We start from the raw sequence: 20,711 nt of genomic DNA on the forward strand, positions 1-20,711 counted from the left end.
CAACACCGAAAACGCTTTAATTGCATTGCAACATCTGAAGGGTACTGCGAGGTCCATGACTACCAACAACTTCCGAAAGCCTGTCCGCAAAGCCGTATTCCCGGTGGCCGGACTTGGAACCCGCTTCCTCCCCGCAACTAAAGCCATTCCGAAAGAACTTCTCCCCGTCGTAGACCGCCCGCTCATTCAGTATGCGGTCGACGAAGCGCGCGAAGCGGGTATCGAGGAATTCGTATTCGTGACTGGCCGCGGCAAGACCGCGATCGTCGAGCACTTCGATACGGCCTATGAACTCGAAGCCACGATGAGCGGTCGCGGCAAGTCACTTGCTCCGCTCGAGCCCACGCGCATGAAGCCGGGCAACCTCGTGACCGTGCGCCAGCAGGTGCCGCTGGGCCTGGGCCACGCGGTCTGGTGCGCCCGTGCAGTCACTGGCGATGAACCCTTCGCGATCTTCCTGCCTGACGAACTCATGTACGGCTCGCCAGGCTGCATGGCCCAGATGATCGAGGCCTACAACGAGGTCGGCGGCAACCTGGTCTCGGTCCTGGAAGTGCCCGAGAACGAAGTTTCCAGCTATGGCGTCATCAAGCCCGGTGCGGTGAATGGCAAGCTGACCGAAGTGAAGGGCCTCGTCGAGAAGCCCAAGGTGGAAGAAGCGCCCTCCAACAAGATCGTTTCGGGCCGCTACATCCTCCAGCCCGAAGTCATGGGCCTGCTCGCCAGCCAGGACAAGGGTGCAGGCGGCGAGATCCAGCTGACCGACTCGATGGCCAAGCTGATCGACACCCAGCCCTTCCACGCCGTCACCTTCGAGGGCCAGCGCTTCGACTGCGGCTCGAAGCTGGGCTTCGTCGAAGCCACGCTCTCGATCGCCCTCGACCGCGAGGACATGGGCGAGGACGTGCGCGCGATGGCCAAGCGCATCCTGGGCTGATTGTCCCGGATATTGCTGCAAAAAGGGGCGCTGTTCACACGAACAGCGCCCCTTTTTTGAGTTGGCAGAAAGAGATATCCGAGGGCCATCGCCCTCGGGCTCCCCAAACTGGCGACCTCACCTTTCGCTCGCCCAGCTGGCTGAGAAAGGTGAGGTCGCCGATTTTGGGGTCAATGGGCAATGGCCCCTTGAAATAGAACTTTCCTTTTCGCTTCGTTACGAAACAGGAATGACCTCGATACCCAGCGGCGCGGCGCCGTTGACGATGGCGACGAGGCGGTCGATGTTCGGGTGCGCGCCCGGATTGGCCCGCGCGTCTTCGACCATCTCGGCGAAGATGGCGAGGCCATGGTCCGCGGCCTTGGCATCGAGCGTGCCGAATTCCTGCTGCAGGTACTGGTAGAGCGCCAGCGAGCCCTTCTTACCCGGTGCGTTCGGGATCGTGTCGAGCACGGCCCCGGTCCCGTCGACGAAGTCGATGCGCTCCACGCCGTCGATCGAGGGAAGCTGGGCAAGGTTGTCCTTGAAGGTGTCGGTGGGGGTAATCATCGGCGGCCTTTCCGCAAGAATTCGTCAGGGTTCAAGGCCGCGCCCGTAGCAGTGCCCTGCCCCGCCGACCATCCTTGCCGGCACCCTTCGCGCCAGACGGTTACTTGCGAACCGGATCGGCGAGGCGCCCCATGATCGCGGCGACGTAGGCCTGCGTCTCGCGGATACGGGGAATGCCGCCCGCCTGCGCCACCCGCCGGGGCCCTGCGTTGTAGGCCGCAAGCGCCTTCTCGATATCCCCGCCAAAGGTGTCGAGCTGCTCACGCAGATAGCGTGCGCCGCCCTCCAGGTTCGCGTGCGGGTTGTCGGCATCAACGCCCATCTGCTGTGCGGTCCCCGGCATGAGCTGGGCCAGACCGCGCGCACCCGCGTGCGAGCGGGCACCCTCGTTCCAGCGGCTTTCCTGCCAGACCACAGCTTCCAGAAGCGCAGGGCTGATATCGTACTTGGCCGCGAGCTGCGCGACATGCGCACGCCAGCGTTCAGGCCCGGCCGCATCGAGCGCCTGCGTAAGCGAAGCCTGATCGATGGCGAGCGCGCCCTCGTCCAGGGCCAGCTCCGGCTCGGCGTTCGGCTGCGGGCCACCTGCCACCCACTGCGCGCCCGACTGCCCGATTTCGAGCACGTCGGCCTGGGCGGGAAACGAAGCGAACACGGCAAGACCGGCGGCACCTGCCACCAGCGCGAATCGCTCGACGCGATGCCGTGCCCACCCGTGTTTCATACCCTGTTCCTTACTCCAGAAACGCGGCGGCGGACAGGCTCTTCGCAGCCCACCCGCCGCGCGCCGTCAGTCGAGCTTCAAGGCTGCGCGAATGGCGTCCCAGGCGACCAGCTTGAAGTTCTGGGCATAGGGCGCGTTGTCGCCGTCCTGCGCCATGAACACGCCGCCCGGATACTTCGGGCCGAAATCACCCAGGGCAACTTCGATCCCGTCGGTCTCGCTGGTGCCGCCAAGATCGCCGCCATTGATGCGGAAGCGCCCTGCGTAAGCGCCACCCGGAAGCGTGAAGACCGCATAGGCGCTGTCGCCCTGGCTGGATGCCAGCAGCCAGGCCTTACCGTCCTCGCCGCGCGCCAGCGCGAGACCCTCGACATCGTCGACAAGACCGTCCTTGGCCCCGACCTTCGCCAGCGCCTCAGGTGCGAGCGTGGCCGCACTCAGGTCAACCTGCCAAATCCCCACGTCTTCCTCGGCAAGGTAGAGTGTGTGGGTGGCATCGTCGATCACGCAGCCCTCGGCCTGCGTCGCAACCTTGACATCGCGCGTGAAGGCCGCATGGACGGCGCCATCCACCTCGGTGAGCGCGCTCTCGGCCACGGTCCCGTCCTTCATCACAACGTAGGCGCGGGCCAGTTCCCCCTCGCCCAGCGGAGCGCCCATGCAGAAGCCATAGGCCTCCATCGCGCGGTGCCCTTCCGAGAGGAAAGTCTGCGTCCCCAGGTCGCGAAGCTTGCCGGTCGCTGTGTCGAGCCAGAACAGCGCAATGCGCGGCTCGGCCTCATCGCCCCGGTCGCTCGCCGCGACCAGCACCGCCGTCTGCCCGCTGGCCAGAGTTACTTCGCGCAGGTCCACGTTGTTGAGACGGCCCGCAGCGGCAAAATCGCGCACCTCGCCGTCCAGGCCATAGACGTAGAGACCCGCCTTCTTGTCCGTGCCCAGCACCAGGCTTGCGGCCGGATCGGCCCGGTTGCGCCAGATGGCCGGGTCATCGGCGGCATCGTCGTTGACCGTGCCCACCGGCTTCGTCTCACCGCTTGCAGGCACCTCGACGGCGGGTAGCCGCACGGCCGGTTCCTCGGGCGTGGTCGCGCAGGCGCCAAGCAGAAGGGCCGGGAGCAATGCGCCCGACCCCTGCTTCACGATCATGCTGAGATTCGTGAAAGATGTTTTCATCAGAAGTTCACCCGTGCACCGAACTTCACCGTGGGGCCATACTTCTCGAACTGCAGCAGACGCTGCGCGCCGGCGAGGTTCTGGTAGGCGAAGTACTTGGCGTTGTTGATGTTGATGACGTCGAGCGTGAGACGCACGTTCTCGGTGACGCGCACCTTGCCCGAGAAGTCGAGCTGGAAGTGGTTGTCGACGTAGCGATCCTCGGTCACGTCGTCGCCCACCTCATCGAGGTAGCGGTCGCGGTAGGTGCCCGAGAAGCGCAGGTTGAGCGGGCCCTTCTGGTAGCCCAGCACCGCGTTGAAGGTGTTCTTCGAGGTGCTCGGCAGCGAGATCGAACGGCCATCGGCCAGCTCGCCCTTGGAATGGGTGTAGGTGTAGTTGAGTTGGGTCAGCAGGCCGTCGAAGGGCGCGGGCAGCATCGAGAAGGCCTGGCTGTAGCTGGCCTCGAAGCCCACGATCTCGGCAGTCTCGCCGTTCAGCGCGGTGCGGAACTCATCGTAAGTGCGGCCCTCGTAGGTGTAGTCGTCGAAGGTCTGCGTGTAGGTGTAGTTCTCGATCGACTTGTAGAAGCCGTTGAAGGTCAGCGCGCCGTTCGAGGAGAAGTAGTACTCCACGCCCGCATCGAAGTTCCAGGACATGAAGGGCAGCAGCTCGGGGTTGCCGAATTCGGCCTCGTTGTCCTCGTTGACGGTGTTGCGCGGTGCCAGCTGCGAGAACTTGGGACGCACCAGGCTCTTGGAGCCCGCGACGCGCGCCACGATGTTGTCCTGCGGCGAATAGCGCACGGTCAGGCTGGGCAGCCAGTCGGTGTAGCTGCGATCATAGCGCACGGCCTCGATCGGGGGCAGCTCGAAGTTGTCCTCATCGTCGGTGACGATGTTGCCGTCGAGCTGGTTCTCGGTGTGCTCCATGCGCACGCCGCCCACCACGCGAAGGTCGCTCGAGTCCCAGCGGGCAAGAGCGTAACCGGCGTAGATGTCTTCCTTGACGCTGTAGTCGTCGACCGCCGAATCGTAGGCCGAGCTGTACGCCTGAACTTCGAGCGTATCGCCGTACTGCGCGAGGAAGTCCTTGCCCGCACCCTTGTAGCTGACCGGGCCCAGGCTGATGTCAGCAAGGCGGTACGTCTGCTCGCCCGTCCAGTCCTCCATGGTGTAGTCGATGTCACCCGCTTCGTAGGTGGTGACGTTGAAATCATAGGACTTCTTGCGCCAGCGGGCCTTGCCGCCCGCCTGCAGCGTCAGGTCGCCGGTGCCCATCGCGAAGGTGCGCGCAAGGTCCGCCTTGATCGCCCATTCCTCGTCCTGGCTGTCCGACAAGGTGGTGTGGTCGATCTTGTCGAACTCGTAGGAGGCCGGATCGTTGAGCATCGCCGCGCCGCTCGAGGCGGTGTAGGTCGGCACGCGCGGATCGGAGTAGTCCCAGTCAATGGTCAGGCCATCGCCGTCGAAGTCGCGTGCGAAGCGGATCGGGTCGACCGAGTTGTCTTCCAGTTCGGTCGACTTCGACCAGCTGGCGACCCAGTTGAACTTCCAGGTGCCGGTGTCGGTGTCGCTGCCCACGGCAACGGTGCGGATGCGCTGGCGCTCGAAACGGTCCTTGAGGTCGCGCTCGATGGCGATCTCGCCGTCCTCGTCGCTGAAGCTCGGGCCGTTCGCACCGAAGGCGCTGGGCGCTTCGTCGAACTCGAAGGTGGTGCGGTTGCGGTATTCGTGGTCGTCGAACTGGCTCCACACGCCCTTGATGTAGGCCGTGGTGGTGTCGGACACGCGCCAGTCGAAGTTGAGGTTGGCGTTGAGGCGCTTACGCTTCACGTCATAGTCGCGGTATTCCAGCGTCTCGCTGTAGGGGACGCCATCGTCGTCGGCCCAGAAATCGGATTCGACGTTGTCGGTCTCGAACTTGCGCTCGTAGTAGCTCACACCGCCCGAGATACCGAAGCTGTCGCCGATGGGCGCCGAAAAGCTGAACGCGCCCTTGGGCGTGACCGCGTCCGAATAGTCGTTGTAGCTGCCCTCGGCGGTGAGGGTGAACGTCGGCTTCTTGAGGTCAAAGGCGCTGGTGGTCTTGATCTCGATCGAGGCACCGATGGTGTCGGCATCCATGTCCGGGGTCAGCGACTTCTTGATGGTGACCGATTCGATGAGGTCGGAGGAGACGACGTCCAGCGCGACGCCGCGCGAATCGGATTCGGGCGCAGGCACGCGCACGCCGTTGAGCGAGGTCGAGTTGAGATCGGGATCAAGGCCGCGAACCGAGACGTAGCGGCCCTCGCCCTGGTCGTTGAGAATGTTGACGCCAGGCAGGCGGCGCAGCGATTCCGCGACGTTCTGGTCAGGGAACTGGCCGATGGCGTCGCGCGTCAGCACCGAGGAGACCCCGTCCGCCGCCTTCTGGCGCGAGAGCGAGCTTGCCAGGTTCGCGGTCTGACCCACGACCAGGATCGCCTCACCGCCGATGCCGGCAAGCGCGAAGTTGCCCTCGACACGGCCAGTGGCGGGGACCGAGACGGTCTGGGTCTCGACGATCGCGCCGACGTAGGTCACCTCGAGAGTGTAGTCACCGGCGGGCACGTCGCCGAAGATGTAGCTGCCATCCCGGCTCGTCTCGACAATGCGGTTGAGCTCGACAATGCGCACGCTTGCCGACTGCAGCGCGCGGGTGCCCGTGGCGTCCGAGACATGACCGGCGACCTCGCCGGCGTGGGCCATGGCCGGGAATGCGGCGGTGGCGAGCAGCCCTGCAAGAATGCGGACGGAATTTTTCATAAGGAAGAGAGCCCCTGTGTACCCTGATCAAACGTGTTTGAAGGGCCCCCTAGGTGCGTAATATGACAGGCAAATGCTGTTATTCTGTCAGTTCCATGACAGGTGCGACACGCTCGCATGACAGCAACCTGCGGGAAACAGATAGGAAAAAGACGCATCGCCGATGCTGCAATGCGACAGACAGATATATCTGGAAGAAGGGGGAATGGTGCTGCTGGGGAGGATTGAACTCCCGACCTCACCCTTACCAAGGGTGCGCTCTACCACTGAGCTACAGCAGCGCCGAACCGGGCGCTGAAAATTTCAAAGCGCCGTCCTGGAAAATCGGCCTCTCTTCGCGGGGGAAGTGAAGCGTCCCGAGGACAGGGGGGCGCTATTGGTCGTGCCGGAATGAATTGTCAAGCGCTGCTTGCACTTTCTCGTGAGCAGGGCCATTGCACAGGCCATGAGCGGTCCCGACAAATCCTCTCCCAAGCCCGACAAGTCTGCGGTTTCCGGGGGGAAGAACCTGACCCGCGAGGAACGTCTCGCGGCCAAGCTGCGCGAGAACCTGCGACGCCGCAAGGCGCAGGCCCGCGCCACCACCGTGCCCGAATCGGCCGGATCCGACAGCGAATCGGCAAGCGACTCGCCCTCTCCGCGCGCCGGACACGAATCAGGCAGGCTTCCCAAACCGCCCCCGGAAAGCTAGGGGCTTGCGCCAAGACCCGTAGCCTTGCCCGCACGGTGCATCAGCCGGATGCCACCGGGGCGACGATACCAGCAAAGGATACCTGCCTTGCCCCGTCTGATCCTTGTCCGCCACGGCCAGAGCCAGTGGAATCTTGAAAACCGCTTCACCGGCTGGTGGGACGTCGATCTTACCGAGAAGGGCGAAGGCGAAGCCCGCGCCGCCGGACGCCTGCTCAAGGACAAGGGTATCCTGCCCACGGTCGCGTTCACCTCGCTGCAGACCCGCGCGATCAAGACGCTGCACTACGCGCTGGAGGAGGCGGGCATCCTGTGGATCCCGGAGACCAAGGACTGGCGCCTGAACGAGCGTCACTACGGTGGCCTGACCGGTCTCAACAAGGCCGAGACCGCCGAGAAGCACGGCGAGGACCAGGTCAAGATCTGGCGCCGCAGCTTCGACACGCCCCCGCCGGTGCTCGAACGCGGCAGCGAGTTCGATCTGGCTTCCGACCCGCGCTACGCCGGGATCGACGTGCCCCAGACCGAGAGCCTCAAGGACACCATCGCGCGCGTCCTGCCCTATTATGAGAGCTCGATCGTGCCGCACCTCAAGACAAGCGCGGACGCCTGCGTGATCGTCTCGGCGCATGGCAACTCGCTGCGCGCGCTGGTCAAGCACCTCTCGGGCATCTCCGACGAGGAGATCACCGGCCTCGAGATCCCGACCGGCCAGCCGATCGTCTACGATCTCGACACCGACCTTGCGGTTCTCGACCGCTACTACCTCTCGGAGCGTTGAGATGAGCGAGAAGCCCCGCGTCGCCATCATCATGGGCAGCCAGTCGGACTGGCCGACGATGCAGCGCGCCGCCGACATGCTTGACACGCTCGAGGTCGCCTACGATGCCCGCATCGTCTCGGCCCACCGTACGCCCGACCGCCTCGTCGACTTCGCCAAGAGCGCGGAAGAGGACGGCTTCAAGGTCGTGATCGCAGGTGCGGGCGGTGCCGCCCACCTGCCGGGCATGGTCGCCTCGATGACGCATCTGCCGGTGCTGGGCGTTCCGGTCCAGAGCCGCGCGCTCTCGGGCCAGGACAGCCTGCTCTCGATCGTGCAGATGCCCGCAGGGATCCCGGTCGGCACGCTCGCCATCGGTGAGGCGGGCGCGGCCAATGCGGGCCTGCTGGCTGCCTCGATCCTCTCGACCTCGGACGAGGGCCTGGCCGAGCGGCTCAAGGCCTTCCGCGCAAAGCAGACGCAGAGCGTCGCCGAGCGCCCGACCTCCGACTGATCCCCCCCCTTCCTCACACGACCGCAAAGGCAGATACGACAGCGCATGATTGCTCCCGGCGAAACCATCGGAATTCTTGGTGGCGGCCAGCTTGGCCGGATGCTCGCGATGGCCGCCGCGCGGCTTGGCTACCGCTGCCATATCTATGCGCCCGAGGACCACTCGGTCGCCGCCGAGGTGAGCGCTGCGCACACCCAGGCCGCGTTTGACTACGCGGCGGGCCTGTCGGCCTTCGCGGCCGACTGCGCGGTGGTGACTTACGAGTTCGAGAACGTGCCCGTCGCCCCGCTCGCCGCGCTGGGCGAGGTGCCGGTCTTCCCGCACCCGCGCGCGCTTGAAACCGCGCAGGATCGCCTCAACGAGAAAACCTTCGTCACCGAACTGGGCGGCACCCCAGCCCCCTTCGCGCCCGTGGATTCGCCCGAGGACCTGCGCGCCGCCATCGCCAAGATCGGCACGCCCGGCATCCTCAAGACCCGGCGCGACGGCTATGACGGCAAGGGCCAGTGGCGGATCATGTCGCCCGAAGACGCCGAGGGCCTCGACCTGCCCGACCAGCCGCTCATCTACGAGGGCTTCGTCCACTTCTCGGCCGAGTTCTCGGTGATCCTGTGCCGCGGCCAGGACGGCGAGATCCGCTATTTCGATTCCGCGCACAACCGCCACGAGGACGGCATCCTCGCGCTCAGCACCGTGCCCGCACCCGCCGCGATCACCGCGCAGGTGCCTGCCGCGCGCGAGCTTGCCGCCAAGGTCGCCGACGCACTCGACTACGTCGGCGTCCTGACCCTGGAGTTCTTTGCGACCGAGGCGGGCCCCGTCTTCAACGAGATGGCCCCGCGCGTCCACAACTCCGGCCACTGGACCATCGAGGGCGCGGTCACCTGCCAGTTCGAGAACCACATTCGCGCGATCTGCGGGCTCCCGCTGGGCAGCACCGAGCTTGCCGCCGACGCTGTGGAAATGCGCAACCTCATCGGCGAGGATGCGAACGACTGGGCCGAGATCCTCAAGGACCCGGCCAACCACCTGCACCTCTACGGCAAGGGCGATGTGCGCCCGGGCCGCAAGATGGGCCACGTCACCCGCCTGACTTTCGACTGAGCGGGCAGGTGCAGGACATCTTCCTCATCACCGCCCGCGCGGCGAACGGTGTGATCGGCCTCGACGGGCAACTGCCCTGGCGCCTTCCCGCGGACCTCAAGCGTTTCAAGGCGCTGACCATGGGCAAGCCCATGATCATGGGCCGCAAGACCTTCGAGAGCTTTCCCTCGCCCCTCCCCGGCCGCCGCCACATCGTGCTCACCCGCGATGTTGCCTGGCAGGCCGAGGGCGCCGAAGTGGTCCACACCGCCCAGGACGCGCTGGCGCAGGCAGGCGAAGGCGAGATCGCGATCATCGGCGGAGCCGAGATCTACGCGCTGTTCCTGGACCACGCCCACCGCATCGAGCTGACCGAGATCCACGAGGACTACGTCGGCGACACGCATTTCCCGATCCTGGACGACACCTGGCGCGAGACCGCGCGCGAGGAACATCCGGCAAACGGCAATTTTCCGCCTCACGCTTTCGTGACCCTCCAGCGCAACCTATAGCCGCCAGACATGATTCGCCTCGACAACCGCGTACCCGTCCCCGATTCGCTCCACGGCGCCATTGTCGCGCTGGGCAACTTCGATGGTTTCCACCAGGGCCACCAGGCCGTCGTCGGCGAAGCGATCCGCTGGGCGCGCGCCGAGGGCCGCCCGGTCATCGTGGCGACCTTCGATCCGCACCCGGTGCGCCTGTTCCAGCCCGACGCGGCGCCCTTCCGACTGACCACGCTCGACCAGCGCGAGGACCTGTTCGGCGCGGCCGGGGCCGATGCCATGCTCGTGCTCCACTTCGACCGGCTGATGGCCAGCATGACCGCGGCCGAATGGATCGAGGAAGTCCTCCACCGCCAGCTCGGTGTGGCCGGCGTCGTCACCGGCGAGGATTTCACCTTCGGCAAGGGCCGGGGTGGCAATCCCGACGTGCTGCGCGAGATCGGAGCCCGATTCGGCGTTACCAACCGCACTGTGCCTGCGGTTCACGACCAGTATGGACCTATCTCGTCGAGCCGCGTGCGCGAAGCGCTCATCGCGGGCGACTGCGAGGCCGCTGCACGCCTTCTCACCCGCCCCTTCGCGGTGCGCGGGCCCGTCCAGCACGGCAACAAGTTCGGGCGCCAGATGGGCTTTCCCACCGCCAACATCGACATGGCGAGCTACCTGCGCCCGCACTACGGAATCTATGCCGTAATCGGCAATTTCCCGGACGGGCGCCGGATTCCGGGCGCGGCGAACCTGGGCATCCGCCCGACAATCCAGCCCCCGCTGGAGCTGCTGGAGCCGCATTTCTTCGACGTGTCGGAGGACATGTACGACCTCGTCATCGAGGTGGAGTTCCACCACTTCCTGCGCCCCGAGGCCAAGTTCGCCTCGATCGAGGAAATGATGACTCAGATCGGGCGCGACTGCGTCAAGGCACGCGAACTTCTCGCTCCCCTGACCTGATTGGCACAAGAGAGTCCGTTCATGGACTCTTCCTCCCTTCCAAGAACCGCGCAATTGCTCTAGTGGCGGCCGGTCATGACTGAACAACGCGACTACAAAGACACCGTCTTCCTGCCGAAGACCGATTTCCCCATGAAGGCCGGCCTCGCCCAGAAGGAGCCCGGTATTCTTTCGCGTTGGGAAAACGAGCGGATTTACGACCAGGTTCGCGCCGCGCGCGCGGGCCGCGAAAAGTTCATCCTCCACGACGGCCCGCCCTACGCCAATGGCGACATGCACATCGGCCATGCGCTCAACCATATCCTCAAGGACATGGTCGTGCGCACGCAGACGCTGCTGGGCAAGGACGCGCCCTACGTGCCGGGCTGGGACTGCCACGGCCTTCCCATCGAGTGGAAGGTGGAAGAGGCGTACCGCAAGAAGAAGAAGAACAAGGACGAGGTTCCCGCCGAGGAATTCCGCGCCGAATGCCGCGCCTACGCGCGCCAGTGGGTCGATACCCAGCGCGAGCAGTTGAAGCGCCTGGGCATCAACGGCAACTGGGACCAGCCCTACCTGACGATGGACTTCGACGCCGAGGCCACCATCGTCACCGAACTCCTGAAGTTTGCCCAGAGCAACATGCTCTACCGCGGCGCCAAGCCGGTCATGTGGTCGCCGGTCGAGAAGACCGCGCTGGCCGAAGCCGAAGTCGAGTACGAGGACATCGTCTCGACCCAGATCGACGTCGCCTTCGAGATCGTCGAATCGCAGGACCCCGACCTCATCGGCGCCTACGCGGTGATCTGGACGACCACGCCCTGGACGATCCCCGTCAACCAGGCGCTCGCCTACGGCTCCCACATCGATTACCACCTGATCGAGGCCGATGGCCGGCGCTACCTCATCGCCGAGCCGCTGGTCGACGCCTTCATCAAGCGCCTGGGCCATGAAACGCACGACCTGCACTTCTTCATGAAGGGCGCAGGGCTCGAAGGCACCAAGGTGCGCCACCCGATGCATCACCTGGGCGGCTTCTACGCCGAACTGCGCCCGATGCTCGCGGGCGATTTCGTCACCACCGATTCGGGCACCGGCCTTGTCCACCTCGCCCCCGATCACGGCGAGGACGACTTCGACCTGTGCAAGGCCAACGGCCTCAATCCCAAGTTCGTGGTCGAGGCCGATGGCCGCTACCGCGAGGACTGGCTGTGGCTGCCGCGCACCGACGAACGCTCGGCCTCGGTCATCAACCCCAAGTTCACCGCCCCCGACGGCCCGATCTGCTCGGACCTCAAGGAGGCTGGCGCGCTGCTTTCGGCCTCGGCCGACTACAGCCACTCCTACCCGCATTCGTGGCGCTCGAAGGCCAAGGTCATCTACCGCTGCACCCCGCAGTGGTTCGTGCCCATGGACAAGCCCTCGGCCACCTCGGGCATGCCCGATGGCATGACGCTGCGCGAAACCGCCGAAATGGCGCTTGCCCACACGCGCTTCGTGCCCGCCAAGGGCCGCAACCGCATCGGCGCGATGGTCCAGGGCCGTCCCGACTGGGTGCTCTCGCGCCAGCGCGCCTGGGGCGTGCCGATCACGCTCTTCGTGAACCGCGCAACCGGCGAATACCTCGTCGACGAGGCGGTTAACACACGCATCATCGCGGCCATCCGCGAAAGCGGCGTCGATGCCTGGTCGGACGAGCGCGCACAGGAATACCTGGGCGATGCCTACAAGGCCGAGGATTACGAGCGCGTCGTCGACATTCTCGACGTCTGGTTCGATTCCGGCTCGACCCACGCCTTCGTCCTGGAATCGGGCAAGTGGCCCGAATTGCTGCGCCCCGAAGGCTATGAAGGCCCGCACGCGGACCTCTATCTCGAAGGCTCCGACCAGCACCGTGGCTGGTTCCAGTCCTCGCTTCTCGAAGCCTGCGCCACGCGCGGCCATGCGCCCTACAAGGCGGTGCTCACCCACGGCTTCACGATGGACGCCAAGGGCTTCAAGATGTCGAAGTCGCTGGGCAACACGATCAGCCCGATCAAGGTCATGGAGACCAGCGGCGCGGACATCATCCGCCTCTGGGCGCTCTCGGTCGACTTCACCGAGGACCACCGCATTGGCGATGAGATCCTGAAGGGCGTGGGCGACCAGTACCGCCGCCTGCGCAACACCTTCCGCTACATGCTCGGCGCGCTCAGCGATTTCGCCGAGGACGAGCGCATTGGCCTCGCCGACATGCCTGAGCTCGAACGCTACATGCTCGCGCTGCTGGCCGATCTCGACGCGGACCTGAAGCAGGCCGTCGCCGACTACGACTTCAACACCTACGTGCGGCGTCTCCTCGACTTCTGCAACGAGGACCTCTCGGCCTTCTTCTTCGACATCCGCAAGGACCGTCTCTACTGCGACGATCCGGCCAGCCTCGAGCGCCGCGCCTACCGCACCGCGCTCGACACGCTGTTCCACGCGCTGGTGCGCTACGCGACCCCGGTCACCGTGTTCACGGCCGAGGAAGTGTGGACCTCGCGTTATCCCGAAGGCGGCAGCGTCCACCTTCTGGAATGGCCCGAAGTCCCCGCGCCCAAGGCTGACAAGGACACCTGGGCGGCCCTGCGCACCCTGCGCGAAAAGGTCACCGAGGCCATCGAACCGCTGCGCCGCGAGAAGACCGTGCGCTCCAGCCTCGAGGCCGAAGTCACCGTTCCCGCCAGCGCCGTGCCCGAGGGCTTCTCGGACGCCGACCTGGCCGCGCTGTTCATCACCGCGACAGTCTCGCGCGGGCAAGGCGAGGACGTGACCGTCACCAAGACCACCCACCACAAGTGCGGCCGTTGCTGGCGCCTGCTTCCCGAAGTTTCGGAAGACGGCGCGCTGTGCGGGCGCTGTGAAGACGTGGTGGACGCGCCGGAGACCGCCGCGTGACCCTCATGCGCAAGCGCCTGCTCGGCCTTCTGGCCGCAGCCCTTGTGTTCCTTGTCGACCAGGGCGTGAAGTCCTGGGTCACGGGCCCGCTCGGCATCGACCGGGTGGGCGACGTGCAGGAAATCCTGCCCTTCTTCGCGCTGCGCTTCACGCAGAACTTCGGCGTCTCGCTCGGCCTCTTCACCGCGGGCTCGCCCGAGGGGCGCTGGGCGCTGGTGGCGATGACCGCGGCCATAGCGCTGTTCGTCTTCGTGTGGCTGCTGCGCGAGCGCAAGCTGCCCGAGATCGGCGCGCTCGGCCTGGTCCTGGGCGGCGCGCTCGGCAACATCCGCGACCGCTTCAGCTTCGGCTACGTGGTCGACTTTGCCGACCTGCATTTCGGCGAATGGAGGCCTTTCCTGGTCTTCAACATCGCCGATGCCGCGATTACCCTGGGCGTCCTGATTATCCTTGCCCGCACGCTCCTTTCGCGCGACAAGCCCGAAACCACAGCAAGCCCCGCTCCGGAGAGTTGATTTGATGTTCGTTAAGAAGACCGGCGCCCTGATCCTTGTCACGAGCGGCGCATTCCTGCTCTCGGCCTGCGGCAGCAGCGGCCTGTTCAACCGCGCGCGGCCGGACGAATTCGCCGTCCAGCGCCAGACGCCGCTGGTCGTGCCGCCCGACTTCTCGCTGCAGCCGCCCAAGCAGGGCGAACCGCGCCCCTCCGACGGCGCGCTTCAGGAGCAGACTCTCGATGCGCTGTTCGGCGGCCCGCAGGCCCGCAGCGACGTGGAAACCGCAGCCCTCGCCATGGCCGGCAAGGCAGAGCCCGGCATCCGCTCGACCGTGGGCGATCCCGACACCTACACCGTGGCCAAGGGCCAGGTGACCCGCTCGATCCTGTCCGCCCCTGAAGGCGACGGCCGCGAAGCGCAGGTCGCCGTCGGCGGCTGAACCAGGCTTCCAGAGTTACGAAAAGGGCCGGGAAGGCGATGCTCTCCCGGCCCTTTTTGCGTGTGAAGTTGGGAGAGAAGAAAAGCCCGATTCAAGGGGCCATCGCCCCTTGACCCCGAACCAGGCGACCTCACCGCCCTAGGCCGCCTGGACGAATTCGGCACTGATCGGAACGACTGAAATGGGTGGGAAGCCGACATACAAAGATGTAGCGCTTATCCTGTACAATCATTAGCTTGATTACATGATCAAGTATTTCCCGATCGAGAGCAAAGCACCTTGGGCAGATGCAGATGCAGCGGATCTGGTCTCATTCGATTGGCAACGAGAGACCGCTACATTCGAAATTTGGAATGATGACCGCGTCTTGGAGGTGAGCTTTCTTGGATATGGTGTAATTGTGCGAATGATGGACGAGTTTCCATTGTCTACGGAAAGCCATCCAGGGGATTGGGCTGGTCTTGTTCCCCACCACTTTGCCTACAGAGTAGAAGGCGACCCTTTTTTCGAGGCGCAATCAGAGAGTTGGCGTATCTCACAAGGATCGCCTAAGCATTATCGGTTCATTACTGGTTCCGGTTGCCTTGACGTTATTTCAAGCGGTGAACCTGCTTTTGCTCTGATTAGGCGCTGAATGTCCGCAATGGGGCGAAACCCGACGTATGAATTTGTCCACGCCGCCTGGGCCAAGGGTGCGCTCGACAGTTTGGGGAGCCCGAGGGCAATGGCCCTCGGAATCATCCTTCTGGTGGCGTCTCACCCCTCGCCGGTAACGCCGTCGCCTTCCGCCTCGTCGCCCTGCCGCTGGATAAGAATCTTGTCGATCTTGAGGCCGTCCATATCGACCACCTCGAAGCGCCAGCCCTGCTCGGTAAAGTGTTCGCCCTCCCCCGGCACCTTCTTGAGGACGGCGAGGATATAGCCCGCGGCCGTCGCGAATTCGCGATCTTCGGGCAGCGTCATGGCGAGGCGGTCGGCGAGCGCATCAGCGGGCATCGCTCCCGAGACGAGCATCGAGCCGTCCTCCCGGTCGATCACCAGCGGCGCATCGCCCACGTCCTGGTGGCTGGCGAAATTGCCCACCAGCGCCTCGAGCACGTCGGTGGGTGTCACGATGCCTTCGAGGTGCCCGTATTCGTCGTGGACGAAGGCCATCGCGACGGGCGCGCTCTGGAGCTTGCGCAGCGCGTCCATGGCATCGAGCTGGTCGGGTATGACCTCAGCGCGCGTCATCATTTTCGCGATGTCGACGCGCTCACCCGCAACCAGCGCGGCGAGAACTTCGCGCACCTTGAGGACGCCAACGATGGTGTCGCGCGATTCCTCCTGCGCTACAGGCAGCAGCGAATGCGGCGTTTCCTCGATCCGGGCGCGCAGTTCCGCCTCGCTCGCGTCAAGGACGATCCAGTCGAGCTGGTTGCGCGGCGTCATCAGTTCGCGCACCGGGCGGTCGGCCAGGCGCATGACGCCCGCCATCATCGCGCGCTCCTCTTCCTCGATCACGCCCGAACGCGTGGCCTCGGCGAAGATCATCTGGAGTTCCTCGGAGGTCAGCCGCTCCTGCGCGCCGCCACGGATCGCCAGGAGGCGCAGGATCAGCCCTGAGGAGCGGTCGAGCAGCCACACGAATGGCGCCATGATCCGCGCCATCCAGGCCATCGGCAGAGCCATCACGATGGCCACCGGCTCGGCCGCGCGCAGCGCGAGCTGCTTGGGGACCAGTTCCCCCGCCACCAGGCTGGCGTAGGTCGTCGCCACGATCACAAGAGCAAAGCCCGCTTCATCGGCATAGGCCGCGGGCACGCCCAGCATGGCCAGACGCTCGCCCACCGGACCGCCCAGGCTGGCGCCCGAATAGGCGCCCGCGACGATGCCGATGAGGGTGATGCCGATCTGGACGGTCGAGAGGAACTTGCCCGGGTCCTGCGCCAGCGCGATCGCAGTCCGGGCCGCCGCATTGCCTTTGTCCGCGCTGACCTGCAGGCGCGGGACACGCGCCGACACGATGGCGAGCTCGGACATGGCGAAAAGGCCATTGAGCAGGATCAGCCCAACGATGACGAGAAGGTCGGTCCAGGGAAATGGCGTCACAATGGATCTGCGCTAGCAGAGTTCGGCGGCAGCGCGAAGCGGTTGCGTGTCCCTTGCCTCTCAAAAACGAGTTTGGCCCTACCTGCGGAACACCCTGACCCATTGTTCGTTGTGGGCAAGGTGGACAGGAGGGATTAATGTGCACGACAGCACAGACCTCCTGCAGGCATGCGGATCTAGGAAAGGCATCGTTATGAAAAAATCGCGTTTGTTCGTCAGTGCAGCGGCCGCTCTTTCGCTGGTGGGCCTCTCGGCCTGCGTCACCGATCCCAACACGGGCGAGCGCAAGGTGTCGCGCACGGCCATCGGCGGTGCTGGCGGTGCGGGTCTGGGCTACCTTCTGGGCAGCGTCATCGGCGGCAAGACTGCACGCATCGTCGGTGCAGGCATCGGCGGCGTCGCGGGCGGTGTGGTCGGCTACCAGATGGACAAGCAGATCAAGGAGCTGAAGGAAGACACCGCCGGTTCGGGCATCGACGTGACGCAGGAAGGTGACGGCATTCTCGTCAACCTGCCCGACGTGACCTTCGCCGTCGATTCGACCGCAATCAGCCCCTCGTTCCAGAGCTCGCTCGACAAGGTCGCGCAGTCGATGGTCGAGTATCCCAACAGCCTCGTCGACGTCTACGGCCACACCGATTCGACCGGCGCGGCCAGCTACAACCTCGACCTCTCCAAGCGCCGCGCCGATTCGGTCGCGCGCTACCTGATCAGCCGCGGTGTCGCTTCGGCCCGTCTGCAGACCCAGGGCATGGGTGAGGATTACCCCGTCGCCGACAACACCACCGCCGAGGGCCGAGCGCTCAACCGCCGCGTGGAGATCAAGATCACCCCGGTCACGACCGAGGACGCCCGCTCGGCGAACTGATCGCCCCGAGATGCGAAGCGTGCGCCCCCATGGGCTGCACGCTTCCCTATCCTCGCCCGCGCAGGGCAAAAAAAAGGCCGGTCCATGTCGGACCGGCCGTTTTAGTTCATTTGGGAGAGGATGCCTGAAAGGCCCGTCCCATGTACGTTCAAGCCCGGATTCGGGCAAATGACGAAACGGCGAATGATGTTGCGCAAAGCGCAACAGTCGCGCTTTTCCGCGCTTCGGGAATCCGGCTTCAGTTGCACCTGACTCACCCGCAGTTTTGCACTTCTGATTATCTTTCCACCACATTGACGCTTAATTGCGCCTTCCACCCTCATACGGGCCGATCTCCTAGTAATTACCCTTAGATCAGAAGCACTATTGGTTATCCATTACGTGAAATACGAAATCAATTCATTCGTGATTTTATGTATTTTCATGAGAGAAATTGTTTTCAGTATGGAGGCGAAAGTGGAAAGAGCGCAGTTTGTACTTATAGATAGTGATGTGCATCGACGGGCAAAAATTGCCCACGAGCTGACCAATCTAGCAAGTTACGTGATTCCACTGGAACACTATTCCGAACTCACCCAGTGCTGGCCCAGAGACGCGGTCCTGCTGGTCGAGGATGCGGGCGGAGCGGTGGATTCGCTGTGCCGACTCATGCACATGCACCACAAGGACCTGCCCTTCGTCGCCTTCTCGGCCGACGCGAGCCCGCAGCGCCGTTCCGCCGCGCTCCTCAAGGGTGCGGGCGCTTATCTGCCCTGGCCCTGCGGCGCCGAGGAACTGAAGTCGACGCTGCTCTCTGTGGCTACGGCGCATTCCGCCAAGGCGCCAGCGACCAGCGGCGAACCGGAGAGCGTCTTTCCCCAACTCGCCCCGAACGTGATCCCACCCCAGGAAGATGCGGGCCTTCGCCAGATGCGCGAGCTGTGGCGTGCCTCGAACGAGAGCCACGCCCCTCAGGCTTACGCCGAGTAACGCGCGGCCCGGTCGGCGAGGCGGGCCACCGCCTCGCCGTGCATCGCGCTCGAACAGCACAGGACGCCGAACGCGCGCGGATCGTGCTTGTTGTAGTTGAGCGGCTTGCCGAAGGCATCGGTCACGGCCGCACCCGCCTCGCGCGCAATCAGCCCAGCGGCGGCAATGTCCCATTCAAACCCCCAGCGCAGCGTGGCCAGCAGGTCCGCCTCGTCGGCCGCCACCATCGCCATGCGCAGCGCGATCGAGTTGGGCTGCTCGATGCGCAGCAGATCCGCGTCCTCGGGCGCGAGCTTGCGTGCCGGTACCCGCGCGCCCGCCAGCGCGGGACGCGCGCTCGCCATGAGAGGGATGCCGTTGCGCGTGGCGCCCCGCCCCAGCTCGCCTTTCCAGAACTCCCCGCCTTCCGCGCGACGGCGCGCGGGCGCGTAAAGATAGCCGAAGAGCGGACGGTGGCGGTTGACCAGCGCCACGGAAACCGCCCAGCCATCTCGCCCGCCAATGAAGTCGCGCGTGCCGTCGATGGGATCGACCAGCCAGACCAGGTCCTGCGCGCAACGCGCGCCGCTGTCGAGCGTCTCCTCGCTCAACCATCCCGCAGCGGGCAGCAGCGCGTGCAGCTCGCGTTTGAGGTAGGCATCCACGGCAAGGTCGGCGGCGCTGACCGGACTGCCCGGGTCCTTCTCCCAGTGCGCCAGGACATGTCCGTCGCCCGGCCAGGCGGCGAGCGCAATGCGCCCGGCCTCGCGCACGATCGCCTCGAGACGTGCGCGGTCGATCATCGCGGGAAGCCCTCCGGCACCGATCTATTGATATTGCTTCGCATTATGCCGAAACTCCCTCGCGATTTGCCGACAAAGTCGCCCGGATGTCCATTTCCCACGTCATGCGGAGCCTTAGAGGCCTTTTCAAGCGCGCAGGGATATGCTTAGGCGGCGTTGCAAAAATCACCATTCGCGCCCTCCTTCGAGGAAACTCCAGCAGAAAGCGACTGACCGATGAACATTCACGAATATCAGGCCAAGGAACTGCTTGCGAAGTACGGCGTGGGCATCCCCGCCGGCATCCCCGCCCTGACCGTCGAAGAAGCCGTTGCCGCCGCCAAGCAGCTTCCCGGACCGCTCTACGTCGTCAAGGCGCAGATTCACGCCGGTGGCCGTGGCAAGGGCAAGTTCAAGGAACTCGGCCCCGACGCCAAGGGCGGCGTGCGCCTCGCCAAGTCGATCGACGAGGTTGAGGAATTCGCAAAGGAAATGCTCGGCAACACCCTCGTCACCATCCAGACGGGTGATGCAGGCAAGCAGGTCAACCGCCTCTACGTGACCGACGGCGTCGACATCGCCAAGGAATACTACTTCTCGATGCTCGTCGACCGCGCCACCGGCCGCGTCGCGATGATCGCCTCGACCGAAGGCGGCATGGACATCGAGGAAGTCGCCCACTCGACTCCGGAAAAGATCACCACGATCACGATCGACCCGGCCGAAGGCTTCCAGCCCCACCACGGCCGCGCCGTCGCTTTCGGTCTCAAGCTGACCGGCGATCTCAACAAGCAGGCGCAGAAGATCGCCAAGCAGATCTACGAGGCCTTCATGGACCTCGACTGCGACATGCTCGAGATCAACCCGCTGGTGGAAAGCGAAGACGGCCAGCTGCTCGTCCTCGACACCAAGATGAGCTTCGATTCGAACGCACTCTACCGTCACCCCGACGTGCGTGAACTGCGCGACGAGACCGAGGAAGATCCGGCCGAGATCGAAGCCAGCAAGTACGACCTGGCCTACATCAAGCTCGATGGTGACATCGGCTGCATGGTGAACGGCGCAGGGCTTGCCATGGCGACCATGGACATCATCAAGCTCAACGGCTCGTTCCCCGCCAACTTCCTCGACGTGGGCGGCGGCGCCACCACCGAAAAGGTGACCGCGGCGTTCAAGATCATTCTCGGCGATCCCAACGTGAAGGGCATCCTCGTGAACATCTTCGGCGGCATCATGAAGTGCGACGTCATTGCCGAAGGCATCGTGGCGGCGGCCAAGGAAGTGAACCTGGGCGTGCCGCTCGTGGTTCGCCTCGAAGGCACCAACGTGCAGCAGGGCAAGGACATCCTCGCCAACTCGGGTCTGCCGATCGTTCCGGCCAACGACCTGGGCGATGCAGCCAAGAAGATCGTCGCCGAAGTCAAGGCGGCCTGATCGGCCCCACAGGCATCGAAACGACACGCAAAGCGGCGGGGGCCCAAGGCTCCCGCCGCTTTCTTTTTGCCCTTTGAACAGGGCCCGGCCCGGCTCTGTACG

At 64.9% G+C, this 20,711-nt stretch carries 20 protein-coding genes and 1 tRNA gene; 14 read left to right on the forward strand and 7 right to left on the reverse strand.

Annotated elements, in window-relative coordinates:
* The first annotated feature begins 55 nt into the window (after positions 1-55).
* Positions 56-937, forward strand: coding sequence for a UTP--glucose-1-phosphate uridylyltransferase (locus tag LC060_RS17840; protein ID WP_226638000.1), 882 nt, complete (start codon positions 56-58; stop codon positions 935-937).
* 216 nt (positions 938-1,153) lie between these two features.
* On the opposite strand, the gene LC060_RS17845 is transcribed toward LC060_RS17840, so the two are convergent.
* From LC060_RS17845 to LC060_RS17865, 5 genes are all read right to left on the reverse strand, one after another.
* Positions 1,154-1,486: a DUF2322 family protein gene (locus tag LC060_RS17845; RefSeq protein ID WP_226638001.1), complete on the reverse strand. Its 333-nt coding sequence runs from the start codon at positions 1,484-1,486 to the stop codon at positions 1,154-1,156.
* 100 nt (positions 1,487-1,586) lie between these two features.
* Entirely contained in the window at positions 1,587-2,210 is a 624-nt protein-coding gene (locus tag LC060_RS17850; RefSeq protein WP_226638002.1) for a lytic transglycosylase domain-containing protein, read from the reverse strand.
* Positions 2,211-2,276: 66 nt separating this feature from the next.
* Positions 2,277-3,383, reverse strand: coding sequence for a phytase (locus LC060_RS17855; protein ID WP_226638004.1), 1,107 nt, complete (start codon positions 3,381-3,383; stop codon positions 2,277-2,279).
* Positions 3,383-6,151 (reverse strand): TonB-dependent receptor, encoded by a 2,769-nt coding sequence (locus tag LC060_RS17860; protein WP_226638006.1) that lies wholly within the window; start codon positions 6,149-6,151, stop codon positions 3,383-3,385. Before LC060_RS17860 ends, LC060_RS17855 begins: the two co-directional genes overlap by 1 nt.
* 206 nt (positions 6,152-6,357) lie before the next feature.
* Positions 6,358-6,432: transfer RNA gene (locus tag LC060_RS17865), tRNA-Thr, on the reverse strand.
* A 164-nt stretch (positions 6,433-6,596) separates the two neighbouring features.
* On the opposite strand from LC060_RS17865, the gene LC060_RS17870 reads away from it, so the two are divergent.
* The 10 genes from LC060_RS17870 (at position 6,597) to LC060_RS17915 (ending at position 15,120) form a co-directional block, all read left to right on the forward strand.
* The gene (locus LC060_RS17870) at positions 6,597-6,842 is read left to right on the forward strand and encodes a hypothetical protein (RefSeq protein ID WP_226638008.1); all 246 of its coding nucleotides are present in this window, start codon (positions 6,597-6,599) and stop codon (positions 6,840-6,842) included.
* A gap of 87 nt (positions 6,843-6,929) precedes the next feature.
* Complete coding sequence (gene gpmA / locus LC060_RS17875) at positions 6,930-7,622, forward strand: 2,3-diphosphoglycerate-dependent phosphoglycerate mutase (protein ID WP_039390040.1); 693 nt, start codon at positions 6,930-6,932, stop codon at positions 7,620-7,622.
* A 1-nt stretch (position 7,623) separates the two neighbouring features.
* A complete protein-coding gene (purE, locus tag LC060_RS17880) occupies positions 7,624-8,115 on the forward strand; it encodes a 5-(carboxyamino)imidazole ribonucleotide mutase (protein WP_226638010.1) in 492 nt (163 codons plus the stop codon).
* A 45-nt stretch (positions 8,116-8,160) separates the two neighbouring features.
* Positions 8,161-9,219, forward strand: coding sequence for a 5-(carboxyamino)imidazole ribonucleotide synthase (locus tag LC060_RS17885; RefSeq protein ID WP_226638017.1), 1,059 nt, complete (start codon positions 8,161-8,163; stop codon positions 9,217-9,219).
* Between the two features lie 8 nt (positions 9,220-9,227).
* Positions 9,228-9,710, forward strand: coding sequence for a dihydrofolate reductase (locus LC060_RS17890; protein ID WP_226638019.1), 483 nt, complete (start codon positions 9,228-9,230; stop codon positions 9,708-9,710).
* A gap of 9 nt (positions 9,711-9,719) precedes the next feature.
* On the forward strand, positions 9,720-10,652 hold the full coding sequence (locus LC060_RS17895; protein WP_226638021.1) for a bifunctional riboflavin kinase/FAD synthetase: 933 nt from the start codon (positions 9,720-9,722) through the stop codon (positions 10,650-10,652).
* 75 nt (positions 10,653-10,727) lie between these two features.
* Entirely contained in the window at positions 10,728-13,550 is a 2,823-nt protein-coding gene (gene ileS, locus LC060_RS17900) for an isoleucine--tRNA ligase (protein ID WP_226638023.1), read from the forward strand.
* A gap of 5 nt (positions 13,551-13,555) precedes the next feature.
* A complete protein-coding gene (gene lspA / locus LC060_RS17905; RefSeq protein ID WP_039392021.1) occupies positions 13,556-14,065 on the forward strand; it encodes a signal peptidase II in 510 nt (169 codons plus the stop codon).
* 4 nt (positions 14,066-14,069) lie between these two features.
* The gene (locus tag LC060_RS17910) at positions 14,070-14,486 is read left to right on the forward strand and encodes a DUF3035 domain-containing protein (RefSeq protein ID WP_226638025.1); all 417 of its coding nucleotides are present in this window, start codon (positions 14,070-14,072) and stop codon (positions 14,484-14,486) included.
* 244 nt (positions 14,487-14,730) lie between these two features.
* A complete protein-coding gene (locus tag LC060_RS17915) occupies positions 14,731-15,120 on the forward strand; it encodes a hypothetical protein (RefSeq protein ID WP_226638027.1) in 390 nt (129 codons plus the stop codon).
* A gap of 122 nt (positions 15,121-15,242) precedes the next feature.
* Here LC060_RS17915 and LC060_RS17920 read toward each other — a convergent pair whose 3' ends face one another.
* Positions 15,243-16,577 carry a hemolysin family protein gene (locus LC060_RS17920; protein ID WP_226638029.1) on the reverse strand — a complete coding sequence of 445 codons (1,335 nt, stop codon included), beginning with the start codon at positions 16,575-16,577 and terminating at the stop codon, positions 15,243-15,245.
* Between the two features lie 193 nt (positions 16,578-16,770).
* Here LC060_RS17920 and LC060_RS17925 point away from each other — a divergent pair, with 193 nt between their 5' ends.
* Entirely contained in the window at positions 16,771-17,445 is a 675-nt protein-coding gene (locus tag LC060_RS17925; RefSeq protein ID WP_226638031.1) for an OmpA family protein, read from the forward strand.
* Positions 17,446-17,988: 543 nt separating this feature from the next.
* A complete protein-coding gene (locus tag LC060_RS17930; RefSeq protein WP_226638033.1) occupies positions 17,989-18,414 on the forward strand; it encodes a hypothetical protein in 426 nt (141 codons plus the stop codon).
* Here LC060_RS17930 and LC060_RS17935 read toward each other — a convergent pair.
* Positions 18,402-19,196: a 3'(2'),5'-bisphosphate nucleotidase CysQ gene (locus tag LC060_RS17935; RefSeq protein WP_226638035.1), complete on the reverse strand. Its 795-nt coding sequence runs from the start codon at positions 19,194-19,196 to the stop codon at positions 18,402-18,404. The genes LC060_RS17930 and LC060_RS17935 overlap by 13 nt on opposite strands.
* A 216-nt stretch (positions 19,197-19,412) precedes the next feature.
* Between LC060_RS17935 and sucC the strand changes: the two genes are divergently transcribed.
* Positions 19,413-20,609 (forward strand): ADP-forming succinate--CoA ligase subunit beta, encoded by a 1,197-nt coding sequence (gene sucC / locus LC060_RS17940; protein WP_148627032.1) that lies wholly within the window; start codon positions 19,413-19,415, stop codon positions 20,607-20,609.
* The last annotated feature ends 102 nt before the right edge of the window (positions 20,610-20,711 follow it).

The sequence above is a fragment of the Novosphingobium profundi genome, assembly GCF_020524485.1.
Lineage (GTDB): Bacteria > Pseudomonadota > Alphaproteobacteria > Sphingomonadales > Sphingomonadaceae > Novosphingobium > Novosphingobium profundi_A.